17 protein-coding genes are annotated in these 16,135 nt (G+C 35.0%); 2 read left to right on the top strand and 15 right to left on the bottom strand.

Going from position 1 to position 16,135, the window contains the following annotated elements; all coding sequences use genetic code 11:
• Positions 1 to 608 precede the first annotated feature (608 nt).
• From lpdA to CD128_RS01675, 10 genes are all read right to left on the bottom strand, one after another.
• Complete coding sequence (gene lpdA / locus CD128_RS01630) at positions 609 to 1,970, bottom strand: dihydrolipoyl dehydrogenase (protein WP_103328350.1); 1,362 nt, start codon at positions 1,968 to 1,970, stop codon at positions 609 to 611.
• Positions 1,971 to 2,301: 331 nt separating this feature from the next.
• On the bottom strand, positions 2,302 to 3,063 hold the full coding sequence (locus CD128_RS01635; RefSeq protein ID WP_103328351.1) for an alpha/beta hydrolase: 762 nt from the start codon (positions 3,061 to 3,063) through the stop codon (positions 2,302 to 2,304).
• A 27-nt stretch (positions 3,064 to 3,090) separates the two neighbouring features.
• Positions 3,091 to 3,738, bottom strand: a complete 648-nt coding sequence (locus tag CD128_RS01640; protein WP_103328352.1) for an ABC transporter permease — start codon at positions 3,736 to 3,738, stop codon at positions 3,091 to 3,093.
• A complete protein-coding gene (locus tag CD128_RS01645) occupies positions 3,738 to 4,691 on the bottom strand; it encodes an osmoprotectant ABC transporter substrate-binding protein (protein ID WP_103328353.1) in 954 nt (317 codons plus the stop codon). The genes CD128_RS01640 and CD128_RS01645 overlap by 1 nt, the downstream gene beginning before the upstream one ends.
• Positions 4,692 to 4,709: 18 nt before the next feature.
• Positions 4,710 to 5,345 (bottom strand): ABC transporter permease, encoded by a 636-nt coding sequence (locus tag CD128_RS01650; protein WP_103328354.1) that lies wholly within the window; start codon positions 5,343 to 5,345, stop codon positions 4,710 to 4,712.
• Positions 5,342 to 6,529: a betaine/proline/choline family ABC transporter ATP-binding protein gene (locus CD128_RS01655; protein WP_103328355.1), complete on the bottom strand. Its 1,188-nt coding sequence runs from the start codon at positions 6,527 to 6,529 to the stop codon at positions 5,342 to 5,344. Before CD128_RS01655 ends, CD128_RS01650 begins: the two co-directional genes overlap by 4 nt.
• A 161-nt stretch (positions 6,530 to 6,690) precedes the next feature.
• Positions 6,691 to 7,164, bottom strand: a complete 474-nt coding sequence (locus CD128_RS01660; protein WP_103328356.1) for a thioesterase family protein — start codon at positions 7,162 to 7,164, stop codon at positions 6,691 to 6,693.
• 1 nt (position 7,165) lies between these two features.
• Positions 7,166 to 8,125, bottom strand: coding sequence for a 3-hydroxyacyl-CoA dehydrogenase NAD-binding domain-containing protein (locus tag CD128_RS01665; protein WP_103328357.1), 960 nt, complete (start codon positions 8,123 to 8,125; stop codon positions 7,166 to 7,168).
• Positions 8,125 to 9,012, bottom strand: coding sequence for a beta-keto acid cleavage family enzyme (locus CD128_RS01670; protein WP_167797471.1), 888 nt, complete (start codon positions 9,010 to 9,012; stop codon positions 8,125 to 8,127). The genes CD128_RS01665 and CD128_RS01670 overlap by 1 nt, the downstream gene beginning before the upstream one ends.
• A 133-nt stretch (positions 9,013 to 9,145) precedes the next feature.
• Positions 9,146 to 9,688 (bottom strand): TetR/AcrR family transcriptional regulator, encoded by a 543-nt coding sequence (locus CD128_RS01675; protein WP_103328359.1) that lies wholly within the window; start codon positions 9,686 to 9,688, stop codon positions 9,146 to 9,148.
• A gap of 194 nt (positions 9,689 to 9,882) precedes the next feature.
• Here CD128_RS01675 and CD128_RS01680 point away from each other — a divergent pair, with 194 nt between their 5' ends.
• Positions 9,883 to 10,536, top strand: coding sequence for an LPXTG cell wall anchor domain-containing protein (locus tag CD128_RS01680; protein WP_103328360.1), 654 nt, complete (start codon positions 9,883 to 9,885; stop codon positions 10,534 to 10,536).
• A gap of 60 nt (positions 10,537 to 10,596) precedes the next feature.
• Here the strand turns inward: CD128_RS01680 and CD128_RS01685 are convergent, their stop codons facing one another.
• The 3 genes from CD128_RS01685 to CD128_RS01695 all read right to left on the bottom strand — a co-directional run bounded on the left by CD128_RS01685 (position 10,597) and on the right by CD128_RS01695 (position 12,886).
• Entirely contained in the window at positions 10,597 to 10,878 is a 282-nt protein-coding gene (locus CD128_RS01685; protein ID WP_231917241.1) for a carboxymuconolactone decarboxylase family protein, read from the bottom strand.
• A gap of 146 nt (positions 10,879 to 11,024) precedes the next feature.
• Entirely contained in the window at positions 11,025 to 12,221 is a 1,197-nt protein-coding gene (locus tag CD128_RS01690) for a 3M3SH-releasing C-S lyase (protein WP_103328361.1), read from the bottom strand.
• Positions 12,222 to 12,373: 152 nt separating this feature from the next.
• A complete protein-coding gene (locus CD128_RS01695) occupies positions 12,374 to 12,886 on the bottom strand; it encodes a DUF308 domain-containing protein (RefSeq protein WP_103328362.1) in 513 nt (170 codons plus the stop codon).
• A 234-nt stretch (positions 12,887 to 13,120) separates the two neighbouring features.
• Between CD128_RS01695 and CD128_RS01700 the strand changes: the two genes are divergently transcribed.
• Positions 13,121 to 13,807 carry a type 1 glutamine amidotransferase domain-containing protein gene (locus CD128_RS01700; protein ID WP_103328363.1) on the top strand — a complete coding sequence of 229 codons (687 nt, stop codon included), beginning with the start codon at positions 13,121 to 13,123 and terminating at the stop codon, positions 13,805 to 13,807.
• A gap of 203 nt (positions 13,808 to 14,010) precedes the next feature.
• On the opposite strand, the gene CD128_RS01705 is transcribed toward CD128_RS01700, so the two are convergent.
• Positions 14,011 to 14,868 (bottom strand): ABC transporter substrate-binding protein, encoded by an 858-nt coding sequence (locus CD128_RS01705; protein WP_103328364.1) that lies wholly within the window; start codon positions 14,866 to 14,868, stop codon positions 14,011 to 14,013.
• A 162-nt stretch (positions 14,869 to 15,030) separates the two neighbouring features.
• Complete coding sequence (locus CD128_RS01710; RefSeq protein WP_103328365.1) at positions 15,031 to 16,008, bottom strand: DUF418 domain-containing protein; 978 nt, start codon at positions 16,006 to 16,008, stop codon at positions 15,031 to 15,033.
• Positions 16,009 to 16,135: the final 127 nt, after the last annotated feature.

Here is a 16,135-nt window from a genome sequence, read left to right on the forward strand (position 1 = left end):
TAGATAGTTTAATCGCTAAGCTAATTAACAGGTTACATAAGTGACACAATAAAAACCCCCAGTACTTTTAGCCAAGGCTGGGGGCTTTTTCATGCTAGTAATGCTAGTTATGTATATATTATATTTTGTATTGTGTAATTTGTAAACTAAAAGTTATTATTAACCGTCTAGATATTAACAATTATTATAATAAAAACCCCCAGAAGCTTTAGCGAGCCTGGGGATTTTCATACTTTGTAGCTAGTGTAATTAGTCATTTAGTGGGAGCGGAACAGAAATTAAAAATAATTTCATTGTCCCGCCCCGGCAAGGAGGACTAGGTTTGAAAAAAGCTTAATTTAAGCGCATTTTCAAATCAGTCAGCTACTGCCATAATGATAAAGAAAGCTGAGACATTTTATTTTGTCTCATCTTCGCTAAGCTAATTAACAGATTACATAAGTGACACAACAAAAACTCTAGTTTCTTTAGCCATGTTAGGAATACTAGTTTAATATATTATATTTCTTTTTGTGTAATTTGTAAACTAAGTGCTAAATTACCAAAAAGTATGGATTTCCGATGTATTTTGCTAGGAGCTTGCAAAATAATAATCAATTATTTGTTATTTAAATATATATTGCTTTTCTAAAAGATGCGTTTGCACTTTCACCTAGTGCTTCTGATAGAGAAGGATGTGGTTGTATAATTTGAGAGATATCGTTTAATGTACCGCCCGAAGCTTTAACCCCTAAGATTTCACTAATTAAATCTGTGGCATGCGGGCCAACGATAAATCCACCTAATATTTTGCCGTCTTGTTTATTGGCAACAATTTTGATAAATCCTTGTGTTTCTCCTTTTAATATTGCTTTAGGGTTCTTTTGAAAATTAGCAGTAGTTACTTCAACGTCATAACCCGCCTCTTGCGCTTGTATTTCTGACAAACCTACTGAAGCTGATTCTAATCTTGTATAGATACATCTTGGTATATTTTCTTGATAGATGGGTTCTGGATTTTTATCGGCAATCTTTTCAGCAACATATTTACCATGTGCACTTGCTGTGTGGGCTAATTGATAGCCTGGTACTAAATCGCCAATCGCATAAACGTGTTTATAACTCGTTTCATAATGTTCATTGACTTGCAAAAATTTGCCGTCTTGTTCCAATTGAAGTGCTTTAGCGACATGTACATTGGGTTGTCGTCCTGTGGCAAAGAGTAATGTTTCATACGGTAGTTCTCTTGGACCATCTTTTCCATCTATTTCTAAAGTGCTTGCATTAATTTTTTTCGTTTCTGAATTGGTGATGATATTGACGCCTTGTTGTTTTAAATAGGATGTGAGATGTTCACGTATTTCTTTAATTTCGCTAGATAAAATGCTGTCGCCCTTTTCCAAAATAGTAACGTCGACACCTAAATCAGCCATTGCAGAAGCTATTTCCGAGGCAATAACGCCGCCACCAATAATCACAAGTTGTTTCGGCAATTCTTTCATATTGAAAAATGTGTCCGCAGTTTCATAGTGTGCTTGATCTACGCCTTCGATGGGTGGCACGAATGGCTTCGTTCCCGTGGCTAAGATAATATCTTTCGCCGTATAGATGGTGTCATTGACTTGGACTTTCAAATCTTCGAGTACTTCTGCTTCCCCTTTAATCAAATCAACTTTATGGTGCGATAATGCGTCTCGGACATCATCCGTCACTGTCTTTACGACTTGATCTTTACGTTGCACTAAGCCTGTTAAATCAATGTCTATATTATTTGTTTTAATCCCCCAACTGTTTGCAGAATGGATATCTCTTACTTTAGCGCCATATTCTAAAAATAGCTTGGCCGGTATGCATCCTACGTTGAGACAGACTCCTCCCACATGTTGCTTCTCAATAATAGCGACATGTTTACCTAATTGGGCTGCTCTAATTGCTGCTGCATATCCTCCAGGACCTGCACCAATAATAATTAAATCATATGATTTAGACATCACTTGCTACCCCTTTCACCTTTGTAGTTGTTATTTCATCCCTAAAAATTATTTACTTTGAACATAATTCCCCTGTTTTGGTGTAAGCGTTTTTACACCCTTTCAATTATATCTTAGAGTTATATTTTTATATTTTCAAATAAACGTAAGTGAACAATTATTACACTTTTAGATAAACTTAAAATTGCGTGCATTAGCGCTTATTTTCACTATATTTTCGACCTTTTCTTCTATTCTTGAAATATAAAAAAACTGCTCACAAAGTGTTCGTCTTTGTAAGCAGTTCTGTCCCAAGTTTCTCTTTTTTAATAACCAAGTTTATTTCAATACTCTATTCTTCAGTAAATTGTTCGATAGTTTCTTTTATAGCTTTGTCCCAGTATGCATAGTCATGAATGCCTGGGCTTTCTTTAAAGTTATATTGAATGCCTTTTTCATCAAGGTATTTAATAAATTCTAAGTTTTGAGGGTATAGTTCATCTTCTGTGCCACACATAATCAGTAGTTCAGGTAAATCTTGTTTGTTATTAACTGCTTGATCTACTAAATAATATGGGTCGAAGTCTGTGCCTTTGACGTCTTTATTTTCACCGAGAACGGACTCTGGTGAGAAATCATAGTATTCATAGTCTTTAAGCATTGTAATATCGAATGGTGCAGATAATATGGCTGCTTTAGAGAAACGTTGGCTTTGCGTTAAGGCATATTTAGTAGTCCCGTAGCCTCCCATGGAATGTCCAGCGATGAAGTTGTCCTTTCTAGCTTTAGATAACGGGAAGATTTGATGCACATAATCATACACTTCCATTACATAGTCATAGTAACTATGACCGTAAGCCATATTCGTATAAAAACTATGATCTGCATCTGGCATAATAATAGCAAGTTGATGTTCATTCGCATAGCGTTCAATGCTTGTATAACGCTTATACGAATGTGTATCACTTGATAAACCGTGTAACACTAACATTGATTTTAAAGGTTTTGCCGTTTCATCTTTTTTAAAAAAGCTTTCATCTTCGGGTAAGATAACGTTTAATGTTTGATGTTTACCAATTGTTGTTGATAAATAGTTCAATTCAATTAATGCCATGTGAGGATTCCTCCTAATCATTCATTACTATGTTGCTGGGTCTAACTTTTTCTCAAGTAAGCGTAATAGAATGTCGATTAATACAACAATTACGACGATAGGAAGCGCACCAGCAAGGATAAATAGTGTGCCATCTGTTGCGTTAGTACCACGAATAACGATGTCACCTAATGTTGGCGCACCGATAAATGAACCGACTGCTACGACACCAATAGCTACAACTAGTGCGATACGAATACCGCCAATGATAACTGATAGTGATAATGGTAATTCAATCATTCTTAAGACTTGGTTACGTGTCATACCCATACCTTTACCAGCATCTTTAATATTAGCGTCTACTCCTGTAATACCCGTATAAGTGTTTTTAATGATTGGTAATAAAGCATAAAGGAAGACGGTGAAGATAACGGTATTCATACCTAAACCGATACCAAGCATTAAGATTGCCAACATCGCAATGACAGGTACTGTTTGAATGATATTGGCAAGCGTAATAATGACACCTGATAATTTACCGAAACGCGCGATTAAGATGCCTAAAGGAATACCTATTAATGCGGCAAATAACACGCCATAAACTGACATGAGAAGATGATTAACGAATAATTCCCAAAGGTAGCCAAAGTTTGTTTGATAATAATTCACTAATTGTTGTAATAAATTACCTTCCATTATTTTTGACCACCTTTCTGTTTGTTATCTTCATCATCAAAATAGTTATGTTCCTTCAAGAAGTCTTCTGCAACTGTCGCAGGTTCTTGACCTTTACCATCTGCTAAATAGTTTAATTTTTGCATTTGTTCGGTTGAAATTTTACCTTCTAATTTCTTGATAATTGGTTTTAGTTCAGGTTTGTCTTTTAATAATTCATCTGAAGCTAATGGACTGGCATCATATGGTGGGAAGAATTTACGGTCATCTTTTAAGACTTTTAAGTCATATGCTGCGATACGTCCGTCTGTTGAATAACCTACTGCTACGTCTAATTGGCCAGAATTTAAAGCGTCATAAACTAAACCAATTTGCATAGGACGAACTGTACCGAAGTCGAAGCCGTATTCTTTCTTGAAACCTGGATAACCGTCACCTTTACGATTCATCCACGCACTATCCATGCCAATTCTTAAGTCTTTCGCATGTTTTTTCAAATCTGAAACTGTTTCTAAATTATATTTTTTCGCTGTTTCTTTCGTTACCATAAGCGCATACGTATTAGCAAAACCATATGAGTTAAAGAATGTTTGGTCATATTTATCTTTAAAACCTTTTTTCGTTGCTTTCATTGCTTTGTCAGGATCTTTAATTGGATCTTCACCCAAGGCACCCGTTAAATCTGTACCTGTATAACGTGTACCCGACATATTCGCTTCGCCACTTGTGAGGGCGTTGTGTTGAATGACACTTGAGCCTAGATTGTTAATAAGGGTAGGTTCAATTTTACCGTTCGTGTCATGTTCAATCAGTAATCTCAGCATGTGTGAGATGATTTGTGATTCACTTGTGCCTAAACTTGTAATTCTAACTTCGTCATCTGAATTACTGTTTTTCAAACCAGGTAAATTACATCCAGATAACACAGTTAGAGACAATATTAAAACTACGATATACTTTTTATAATTTTTCATAATGTCCTCCTTCATTTATTATCTGGAAACTTTAAGTCCTTTAGGGACTACCCATTTTTCAATAAGTGATAAGCCGAAATCTACAATTAGTGCGAGCGCTGTAACTAAAATCGTACCTATAATTATCATGGCAGGTTCATATAAACTTAAACCATTAAAGATAAAGTCACCAAGACCGCCTGCACCTACGTAACTTGCTAGTGTTGCCCAACTGATAACGTAAACAGATGATAAGCGAACACCGCCTAAAATCATCGGTAAGGCTAACGGTAACTCTACATCTTTCATAAGTTGGAAACCTGTCATTCCCATACTACGTCCTGCTTCTCTCACATTACCATCAATATTTTGAACGCCAATAACCGTATTATTTAAAATAGGTAATAATACATATAAGAATAAAGCTATAATCGCTGGTACCTTTCCGACACCAAATAATGGAATCATTAAAGCTAATACGGCTAGTGTGGGAATCGTTTGTAGTATGCCAGCAATCGTTAATGCAATTTTAGAAAGACGCTTTGTTTTTGATAATAGAATACCTAAAGGTACAGCGATAATAATCGCAATTAAGAGTGAAACGACAGAAATATAAAGATGTTCTAACGTTTTAGAAAATAATGCACCTGCGTTCTCAGTTAAAAATTGCATCATTGTTGTTCAGCTCCTAAAGATTCAGGTTCTATAATGCCATTTTCTGAAGTCGCCGTCGTTTCATCTTCTTCTCCCCAAATACTGTCATAAACAATATCTACTAAGTTTGCTCTGACAACTAAACCAACAAGTGTACGGTTGTCACTGTCTACGACTGGTACGTTTCTTACATTACGTTTCAGAATTGTACGTACAGAATCTTGTAATTTACTATCAATTCTTACGCTATAGATATCGCGTTGCATCGTATCGATTAATTCTTGCTGACGACGTAGACCTTGATTAATATCTTCAATATCTAGATAACCTAGCAAGTGATTTTCATCGTTTACTACGAAGATTGTATCTACTCTACGTTCACGCATAATTTTAACTGCGTCATTTAATGATTGATTAACATGAACTGTGACAGGTTGTACCATTGCATCTTCAACTGTACGGATATTCGGACGATCTTGTATAAGACGGTTTTGACCGATAAAATCACGTACGAAGTCATTAGCTGGATTTCTTAAAATATTGTCTGGTGAATCATATTGAACCACTTTACCATTCGTCATAATACAAATTTTATCTGCTAACTTAATCGCTTCATCCATATCATGAGTAACGAAGATAAATGTTTTACCTAATTGTTTCTGTAACTTCTTAACTAAATCTTGAAGTGTATCGCGTGTGATTGGGTCAAGTGCGCCAAACGGTTCATCCATTAAGATAATATCTTGTTCAGCGGCTAACGCACGTACAACGCCAATACGTTGTTGTTGACCGCCAGATAATTCAGAAGGATATCGATCTAAATACTCTTCTGGTAAATCCGCTAATTTAATTAACTCTTTCGCTTTCTCGTCTTTCTTAGATTGTGACCATTTTAATAGTTTAGGTACTAATACAATATTGTCTTTGACTGTCATATGTGGCATTAAGCCAATTTGTTGGATCACGTAACCAATGCTACGACGTAATTCAACTGGATTCATTTGACGAATATTTTTACCATCAATTGTAATTTCACCTTCTGTCGCTTCAATCATACGGTTAATCATACGTAGCGCTGTCGTTTTCCCACTACCACTTGTACCGATGAATGCGACAAAGTCTCCTGACTCAATATCGATATTCATATTGTCTACGGCTTTCTTTCCACCTGCATAGACTTTCGATAAGTTTTTAATACTTAACATTTGTCCATTCCTTTCTTTGAGATTAATAGTTATTCAAAAAATAAGGACTAAATGTGGATGTTATACAAAGCTAACTAAGTAACAACAAGGCACATAAAGTCCTTTAAATCTTTGCTTTCTTTTGTCAATAAATACTATGAGTAGTTTATAAGATTGCTAGTTTATGAGCGTCGTGTAATTCCGATTTGATGACCTAACTGCTTAGGCACATCAGATAATGAATAATCCTCAAAGTAACGTGTCACATTGTCAGCGATAGAAGTTGGGAACGGTGCTGGACGCTCAGACTGAGTATCCATTCCCATTAACATAACTTCATACGTTGCAGCTAATTGTTGATTAGAGTCATACATTTCCATAAATACGTGTAATCGTTTACTGTCATAATCATAAAGATAAACATTGACTGTTATCTCATCATGTTCTTTCATTTCTTTTAAAAATGTGACATGGTTCTCCAACGTGAATATTGTGTAATTTAGCGTTTTTATCGCATCTACATCTAAACCAATATATGCGAGCCAATCATCTGTGGCATCACTGAATACACGATTATATTCGGCATCATTCATATGTCCGTTGTAATCGACCCACTCAGTTTTTACTTCTGTATTATAAAAATATAATTGATTCATCTTATAACACCTGATTAGCTTTCTTCATACCGGCAGTTTCTTCTGGCCAATATTCTTCAGCTAATTTTTTAACTTTAATTAAAAATTCATTACGTTTTTGGTCGAGTTCTGACATAGTGTAACCTTGTGATGATGCCTCACTACCGCTTACTACCTTTTCATATAAATCATCTGTAAGCTCTGGTGCGACTAATTTAGTCCATGGTTTCTTCAATGCTGGACCAAATTGTTTTAACATGTGACGCATGCCGCCTTCACCACCAGCTAAGTGGAAGGTCATGAACGGACCATATTGTGCATAACGTAAGCCGGCAGCATGTGTAAATGCTTTGTCGACTTCTTCAGTAGTTGCAATACCATCATTGACGATATGCAATGCTTCACGCCAAAGTGCTTCCATAAGACGGTCAGCAATGTGTCCTTCAACTTCATGTCTCACATGTAAAACATCCATGCCAATATCTTCGTAGATTTTTTCAGCTTTAAGTGTCGTTTCTTCAGAAGTTTGTTCGCCGCCTACAATTTCAACTAACGGTAAAATGTAGACTGGGTGGAATGGATGCGCTACAACAAGGCGTTCTGGATGTGATAAATTCTGTTGTAGCTCTGTAGGCATAATGCCAGAAGTACTTGAGCCAATTGTGGCATCCGCTTTAGCGTAGAAATCAATTTCTTTTAATACTGCGTCTTTAATTTCTTCTACTTCTGGAACATTTTCTTGGATATGATCTGCTTCTTTAACCGCTTCTTCTAAGTTTGGCGTGAAAGTCAGATTATCAAGTGACGCATTCTCTGCTAAGCCCATTTCTTCGGCATATGGCCAATTTTGTTTAACTTGCGCTAACATTCTTTCATAAGCGCCTTCACTTGGATCTGTAGCGATGACTTCATGGCCGTGCGCTAACATTCTAGTTATCCAGCCACTACCAATGACGCCTGTTCCAACAACTGCGAACTTCATTATTGGCCTCCTTTTGGATTTCTTAAATTAAATTTTTCTCTTGCTTCTGCTGGTGTTAACGGTTCAATATCTAATTCAGCTAATATTTTTTTAGCTTCTTCTACAAGTGCTTCATTTGTTGCTTTAACACCTTTAGAAATATAAATATTGTCTTCTAAACCAACGCGAATATTACCGCCACGTTTTGCGACTTCTTTTACTGTTGGTAATTGCATTTTTCCGATACCAAATGCTGACCAATGTGCGTTCTCTGGAATACGTGATTTAAGATAATCAATTGTTTCAGGGTCGTTCTCTGCGCCCCAAGGAATACCTAAACAGAATTGGAACATTGGGTCGCCATCGATTAAGCCTTCTTCCACAAGTTGTTTCGCAAAGCTGACATGACCTGTATCGAAACATTCTAATTCTGGTTTAACGCCTGCGTCTTTAACCATTTGCGCTTGTTCTCTAAGCCATGCAGCTGGACTTATATAAATTGAATCTCCCATGTTTGCGCTGCCACAATCTAATGTGCACATTTCTGGAAGTGAATCCCTAACTGGACGATGGCGTTCTTCAGGAGTTTGAATCCAAGTACCTTCACCGCCTGTTTCTGGGTGTTCTTTACTTGGCATGAAGTCTCCTCCACCGCCTGATGTGATGTTAATGATAATATCTTCATCTGCTTCTCTTATTAATCTTACTGTTTCTGCATAAAGTTCTGGATCATGACTGACAGCCCCTGTCTTAGGGTCTCTCACATGAATATGAGCTACTGTTGCTCCTGCTTTCGCACATTTTATAGCTGAGTCAGCTATTTCTTGTGGTGTAACTGGTACATTTTCATTCTTTTCAATTGTATCTCCTGCGCCTGTAATCGCTGCTGTTAATACAACTTTTTGCATCGTTATCACCTCGGTTGATTTATTTATTACGTTAGTTACTATACCAACTGGTCGGTTTAGTTTCAACACCTATATATAAAAATAGAGCCAAGTAATGCGCTATACACTACTTGGCTCTAAGGCTATAGAATTTTTAACTTTTTTCTTTAATATATTCTTTTAAGCGGTTAAGTACTTCTTCGCGCATATCTTCATCAATGGCACTAATACCAAATATTTCTGATAACCACAAGCCATCCACAGCTAAGCGAATAATTGTGGCATCCGCTTTATCTAAGCCATCTTGTTCGATATGTTGTTGCCAACCTTGATAAGACTCTCTTAAGGGTACAAGTAAATTTCTATTAGAGCCTTGGGCAGCTAACATGCCAGATGTAATTGGGGCATTTTCTGTACGGTGTTCTCGTGTTGCTTCAATAAATGCGTTTAGCCATTGACCTTTCACCGCTTGATTTCCATTTATATGTTGATTGACATTACTTTTATATAATTCATTAGCGTAATTCACTAATTCTTGTATTAAACCATCTTTGGACTTGAAGTGGTACAATAACCCACCTTTACTAACGCCGGCTTTCTTAGCTACGGCATCTAACGTTAAATAATCTGCGCCTTGCTCATTTACAATAGACGCTGCACATTCTAATAAATATTGCTTTTTTGAAGTTCTTGCCAATTTTCCACCAACTTCCTAAATACGCTAAATTGCTTTCATGTAGTTATAGTTATCCAATCATTTTTATAATAAACCTTTTTAGGAAAATGTAGAACAACTATTTTTCATAAAATTATCTTTAAAATAGACATAAAGCGTCTAACCCCATTTTTTATAATGAAGTCGTATTCATAATATATATAAAGGGGTTTTTAATGATGAAAAAAGTAGGTATTTTAGCAACTAGTGCTTTAGCAGGAACATTATTATTCGCAGGAACAGGACATGCACAAGCAGCTAGTCAAATTTCTTCACATCAAGCTGAAGATGAAGTAGCAAGCTATATCCAAAACTCTGATAATTATCATAAAATGCCAGAATCTGGAGTTGTCTCTTACTCACAACAAGAAACTTTTTCTCCTGTAGAAAATTCGTATGCTATTGGTTTTGGCCAAGTAGGTGATAATGGCCCAACTTATTTATACGTAAACAAATCTACTGGAACAATTTACGATGGCTTTGGCAATGTTTTACAACAAGGCGCGTTAGGCCAAAATGATGCTAACTCTAATAACCAACAAAATGGTGAAAACACGCAAGTTTCACTACATGATAATCAAACAACTACAAATACTTCTCAACAAACAAATGCTAATACTACTTCTAATGCTCAATCATCACAAGATAACTCAACTACAACTTCTCAGACTTCTCAAGATATTAACCATTCAACTAGCCAAGCTACCTCAACTAAAGCTTTACCAGAAACTGGTGAAACTTCAAATAGCGGATTAGTAACAACTATCGCGGCTGTATTATTAGCAACAGGTTCATTCTTAGTATTCCGTAGAAAATCTACTACAAAATAATGATTATAGTAAAACCCCCAGACTCATTTAGAGTGCTGGGGGTCTACATTTTAATTATTGTTAGTCAATTGGTTCTAAATTCATGATTGCACCAAAATTTTGTTGAGCGTTAGTAAATGTAATAAATGCTACAAGTTCTACAATTTCTTGGTCTGTTAATCCTTCTTTAAGCACCTGAATAATATTATCCGGAATTTGATCGCCCATTTTAATAAATACTTCGGTAAAACCGATGCAGATAGAAGATTTTTCATCTTTAAGATTACCGGTAGGTTGACCTTTAGCTTTACAGTATTTGCACCCATTTTTTTGTGCTAACATTCTTCTTATTTCTTCTTTCAATTCTTTACTTAACGCACCCTCATTTTCTCATAAATCACTAAGTTGTGTCCATGAAGACATTAATTCAGACTGATGACCTAATAACTGTTGAAATGGAGTTTTTCCAATTTTTGATGGTTGAATAATTGTCATAATTTCTCCTCTATTTATACTAATGCTTCTTTAATTTTTCGTAGACCTTTTTTCATAATTTCTCGTGGGATGGCGATATTAATTCTGATATGACCTTCTGCATTATGAACAAATTGTTCTTCTCCTTCAATGATGACGCCTGCATGCTTGATAAAGTATTTAGCTATTGGTTCGTCGATTTCTTTTTGGTTGATGTAATAGCTTAAATCTACCCACGCTAGGTAGGTTGCTTCTGGTATTTTAAATTCTGCATGTGGGAGTTCATTTTCTAAGAATTCTGCTAAATATTTAAAATTGTCATCTAAATAATGATTCATTGCTTCCAACCAGTCTTCGCCCTTTTCATAAGCAGCTTGGGTTGCAACGATGCTTAATGGATTCTCGGAGCTAAAGTGGCGTAACTTCCATGTCTTCAATAATCTTCTATTAGGAATGATAATGTTTGAGAACATGAGTCCTGCGATGTTGAAGGCTTTACTTTGGGACATTGTGGTAATAATCTTATCGTAATTTGGCACAGCTTTAGCAAATGGAATATGCGTTTGGCCAGTGCGTTTAATATCACAATGAATCTCATCTGAAATTACCCACACATCGTTGTCTTGCATAATTTCTCCTAATTGTTTTAACTCATCTTCTGACCACACTCGGCCTGTTGGGTTATGAGGATTAGCGAAGATACACAATTTTATATTTTCTGTTTCTACTTTTTTGCGGACATCTTCAAAGTCGATTTCGTAATAACCGTTGTTGTTAATAAGTGGTGAATAAACGGGCGAAACATTATTTTTATCGCATGCCATTTTAAATGGACCATAACTTGGTGTAAGGATTAACGCTTTGTCATCCTCATCGCAAATATAACTTACTAATTCTATGATGCCGGCCACAATACCGTGAGAGAAGACGAGTTGTTCTTGAGGAAAAGTATAACCAAAACGTCGTTCAGTCCATGAAACGAAAGCTTCGTAATATTCTGAGCCAAAGATATTTGTGTAACCTAGAATTTTTTTATCAAGTCTATCACGTATAGCATCTAAGACTACCTCTGGTGTAGCGAAGTCCATATCAGCAACCCACATGCGAATTAATTCATCATTATCTGCTATATCTGAAACGTCAGCGTCTCCAAATAAATAACCTTTGTAACCTTCCACATTCATAGCATTGGTATAGCGACGCTCTATAACTTCATCAAAATTGTAAGTCAAAGTATCTCCTCCTGAAATTTGTTTTATTTAATTATCATTTTAATACTTATTATTTTTAAATTCATTTTTAAAAAACAAGAGTATTACAGCAATCTAATTGAAATAAAAAAGCTATTTCCTCAACTTGTGAGAAAATAGCTTTCTAGACTTTACTAAGCTAAGCCGTCGATAATATATGTGACGCCTAATATAGCGAACGTGAAGGCAATCATTAATGATACAAAAATCATGCCCATCATTGGGTTAAATAATAGGATAATTCCTAAAATAAGACCTAGTATATTTACTATAATAGATAAAAATCGTAAGCGGTTTTTATGAGAGATTGTAAATAAACCAATGATTGAACTTACGATAAACCACATTGCAAACATGAAAACGAAAAAGTCAGAACTTGCGCCTACGTTAAACATTACTAATAACCCAAAAATGATATCAATAATACCAATAATGATGATTAGACCTGTATTACCTCCAGCTAACGCTTTCGTTGCACGTCGGAATAACAGTTGAATCATACCATTAATAAAAATAAACAAACCGATTAACCAAGTTAATGTATAAAAGTTTTTTACAGGATAGCTAAATATAATAATTGCTACTATGAGGAGCAACGTTCCCATAATTAAGCTCGACCATTTTAATTTGCCGTTGTTTTGTGCCATGATGTGGGCTCCCTTCTATTAAGTCGTTCAATTATTTTGTAAGTATAATTGAATTTACTCTTTCTCATACTATATACCCTTTTGAGTTAATGATGTTTCACGTAAAACTACTTCTTTATTTTAAAAAGTAATACTGCGGGTAGTCTTAAAAATTAATTTATACTTAAGCACAGTTTCTTTAATTTTTATAAAGGGTATTTAAATAGATAACACATGGTATTAGGAGGCTAATTTATGAGTACGAAAAAAGCGTTAGTTGTAGTTACGAGTGTTTCGAAATATCCAGATATGAATCGTCCAACTGGCTTATGGTTTGGCGAAGCAGTGCATTTCGCAGATGTATTATATAAAAATGGTTATAAAGTAGATTATATAAGTCCTGAAGGTGGCTATACAGCGATTGATCCACAAAGTTTACAAGAAGATGTAATGACAGATTTAGACTGGAAATATTATCAAAATAGAGATTTCATGACACGTCTTGGTCATACGTTAACACCAGATGCAGTAAAGGCTGAAAATTATGATATCATTTATTACGCTGGTGGACACGGTACAATTTGGGATTTTAAAGACAATGAAGATTTACAAAAATTAACGCAAGAAATCTACGAAAACAATGGTATTGTATCTTCTGTTTGCCATGGCGCTATCGGTTTATTAAATGTTAAAGACAACGAAGGACGCAATATTATTGATGGTAAAACCGTCACAGGTTTTTCTAATAGTGAAGAACAAGAAGTTGGCTTAGCAGATAAAGTGCCATACCTTACGGAAGATGAACTTAAAAACCGTGGTGCTAACTACAAACAAGGTGACAATTGGTCTGAATTTGCAGTAGCAGATGGTCGTATTATTACAGGCCAAAACCCACAATCTGGTAAAGCTGTAGCTGAAAAATTCTTAGAAACTCAAAAATAACATTTAACACTGCCCGCATACTCAAAATGTAAATATATGTCTACTTAAAATGAACTCTTTTCTAATTTTAAGTAGACATTTTACTAATTATTCAACTTTCCATATTCAAGTTATGATTCAACAAAAAAGGTAGCTAAAGCTTCACTATTGCGAAGCTCCGCTACCCTTTTTATTATTATACAATTTATGTTGTTTCAAACATTTTATTCTTCAACTTTTGTAATATCTTCTAAAATTAATTCTGAAGCGATTAAGCCACGATATTTTGCCCAACGTTCACGGTTAACTTCGTGAATACGATTGTGTTTAACCGCTTCTACTTGTTTCCAAGCATCAGATTCTTTTAAGTTGTCATAGTCTGTTTGATTGTCATTGTCGACCATGATAAAGATACGTTCTGGATTAAAGCTTGAAAGTTTATCTGTTTCAACTTTTAAGTAGTCAGCGCCCATATAATCTGGTAATTGATTTTCATCATTTTCAGAAATAGAGCTATTAAAGCCAACTTTATTTAAGAATTGACCTACATAAGAATCAGATGCATGTACATATAAGCCTTCTTTAGTTGGTACAGCTGCAATTGTTGATTTGTCTTTATCGATTGTTACGTCTTTGCTTAAGTCTTCCACTTTTTTGTCGTGTTGTTCTACAACTTCACGCCCTTTGTCTTCTTCTGATGCAATTTCAGCGATTTGTTTGAATACATCAACACTTTGTTCATAGTTTGCATCGAAGCTTTCTAGTAAGACAGTAGGTGCGATTTGGTTTAATTGATCAAAGATTTTTTCATGTCTATGTTTATCCGCTAAGATGATTTGAGGTTCTGCTTTTTTGATTGCTTCAGTGTCGGGTTCTAAACGTGTACCTACTGAAGTGTAGTTACCAATTGAATCTTTAATTGATGAATCTAAATTACTTTCATTATTGTCGTCTGCGATACCAGTTACATTAATATTTAATTTCGCTAATGCTTCTACAAATGAATATTCTAAAGCGACTGCTGATTCGATTATTTCTGGAACTTCTACTGTAACGCCATTTGATTGAATTTCTTTAGTCATAATTAAAAATCCCTCCGATTGAGAATTCTTATCATTTCTCTTACATTATTTATTATTTACGTTAAAGACATTTTTAAACATGATTTATGTGTAAAATTAATTTTTTACAACGAAAAACGGTTAACTCACCATTGTTAACCGTTATATATTTCATTATTATTATCATTTCTTTGATACGTTTTTATATATCCATTTACGCCATAATGTTTCAAGTGGTCCTTGGCGATAGCGTGCTAGCCACCAATATGTTAGTAGAATGAATACTACTAGAATAGGTATACCAATATAAATGGCTTGTAATGGTGTAGGATGTGGATAAGGGAATACGAAAGTTAAGAATAAATCTAAGAATATCATTTGAGCTAAGAAATTTGTAAATGCTGTTTTTCCTAATTTTTCAAAAGGTGTCATGATGCGTTGAACACTTTTTCGATCAGTAATAAAGAGTAGCAGAATAAAGTAAATGATACTTTGGAAAGGCGTCACCATATCTTCAACACTATACCAAGCAAAATGTGAGTCCAATTGTTTTAATACTAAGGCGCCTATAATGATCATGCAACTTATAGCTAACGTACTTATTAAGAATTTCTTGTACTCTTTAAATCTATAAATAATACCACTTTGTGATAAATATAAGCCAAATGCCATGACACCTAAAAACATAACATCAACATTATTATTTTGAGGCGTCCATATTGTCATCGCTATATTCGCTATAAGTAGCAACGTTGAAATCCATAATGTATAGCGTGCTTTAGGTAGTAAAAATAGGAACATCAGAATACATCCATAGATAGCGTATTGCGCGTACGGCAATATTAAGATTAATCCTGGAATACCTACTACAAACAAGAAGATGAGTCGACGGAACATTAATTTAATGGGTGATAAATCTTTTTTTCGTGCATTATTCATAAAAATGCCCATGCCGATACCAAACAATAAAGTAAATAATGTAATAAAACGCATGTCTATAAACATCGCAAAGAATTGTTTAATAAAGTGATCTATTTGTGTGAAATGAGGTTGTTTCTCTCCCTCTACAATAGGCATAATCTCTCTTACATTTGCAAAGAGAACAATAGCAATCGCAAGTCCTCGAATAATATCTAACCCGATAATACGTTTTTGATTCATAACATGACCTCCTTACCTTTTATGGTAGGAGGTTAAATATTCAGGTGCATTTATCTAATCTTACATTTGAAAGTCGCTTCTTTCATTTCTGAAAGTTGTTTAATTTAAGTATTTACAATTGCTTAGA

Source organism: Staphylococcus croceilyticus (assembly GCF_002902575.1).
In the GTDB taxonomy this organism is placed as follows: domain Bacteria; phylum Bacillota; class Bacilli; order Staphylococcales; family Staphylococcaceae; genus Staphylococcus; species Staphylococcus croceilyticus.

Bases quoted from the DNA above. Each gene is read 5' to 3' on its own strand.
- lpdA (WP_103328350.1), bottom strand. From the start codon at position 1,970: ATGTCTAAATCATATGATTTAATTATTATTGGTGCAGGTCCTGGAGGA.
- CD128_RS01635 (WP_103328351.1), bottom strand. From the start codon at position 3,063: ATGGCATTAATTGAATTGAACTATTTATCAACAACAATTGGTAAACAT.
- CD128_RS01640 (WP_103328352.1), bottom strand. From the start codon at position 3,738: ATGGAAGGTAATTTATTACAACAATTAGTGAATTATTATCAAACAAAC.
- CD128_RS01645 (WP_103328353.1), bottom strand. From the start codon at position 4,691: ATGAAAAATTATAAAAAGTATATCGTAGTTTTAATATTGTCTCTAACT.
- CD128_RS01650 (WP_103328354.1), bottom strand. From the start codon at position 5,345: ATGATGCAATTTTTAACTGAGAACGCAGGTGCATTATTTTCTAAAACG.
- CD128_RS01655 (WP_103328355.1), bottom strand. From the start codon at position 6,529: ATGTTAAGTATTAAAAACTTATCGAAAGTCTATGCAGGTGGAAAGAAA.
- CD128_RS01660 (WP_103328356.1), bottom strand. From the start codon at position 7,164: ATGAATCAATTATATTTTTATAATACAGAAGTAAAAACTGAGTGGGTC.
- CD128_RS01665 (WP_103328357.1), bottom strand. From the start codon at position 8,125: ATGAAGTTCGCAGTTGTTGGAACAGGCGTCATTGGTAGTGGCTGGATA.
- CD128_RS01670 (WP_167797471.1), bottom strand. From the start codon at position 9,012: ATGCAAAAAGTTGTATTAACAGCAGCGATTACAGGCGCAGGAGATACA.
- CD128_RS01680 (WP_103328360.1), top strand. From the start codon at position 9,883: ATGATGAAAAAAGTAGGTATTTTAGCAACTAGTGCTTTAGCAGGAACA.
- CD128_RS01695 (WP_103328362.1), bottom strand. From the start codon at position 12,886: ATGGCACAAAACAACGGCAAATTAAAATGGTCGAGCTTAATTATGGGA.
- CD128_RS01700 (WP_103328363.1), top strand. From the start codon at position 13,121: ATGAGTACGAAAAAAGCGTTAGTTGTAGTTACGAGTGTTTCGAAATAT.
- CD128_RS01705 (WP_103328364.1), bottom strand. From the start codon at position 14,868: ATGACTAAAGAAATTCAATCAAATGGCGTTACAGTAGAAGTTCCAGAA.
- CD128_RS01710 (WP_103328365.1), bottom strand. From the start codon at position 16,008: ATGAATCAAAAACGTATTATCGGGTTAGATATTATTCGAGGACTTGCG.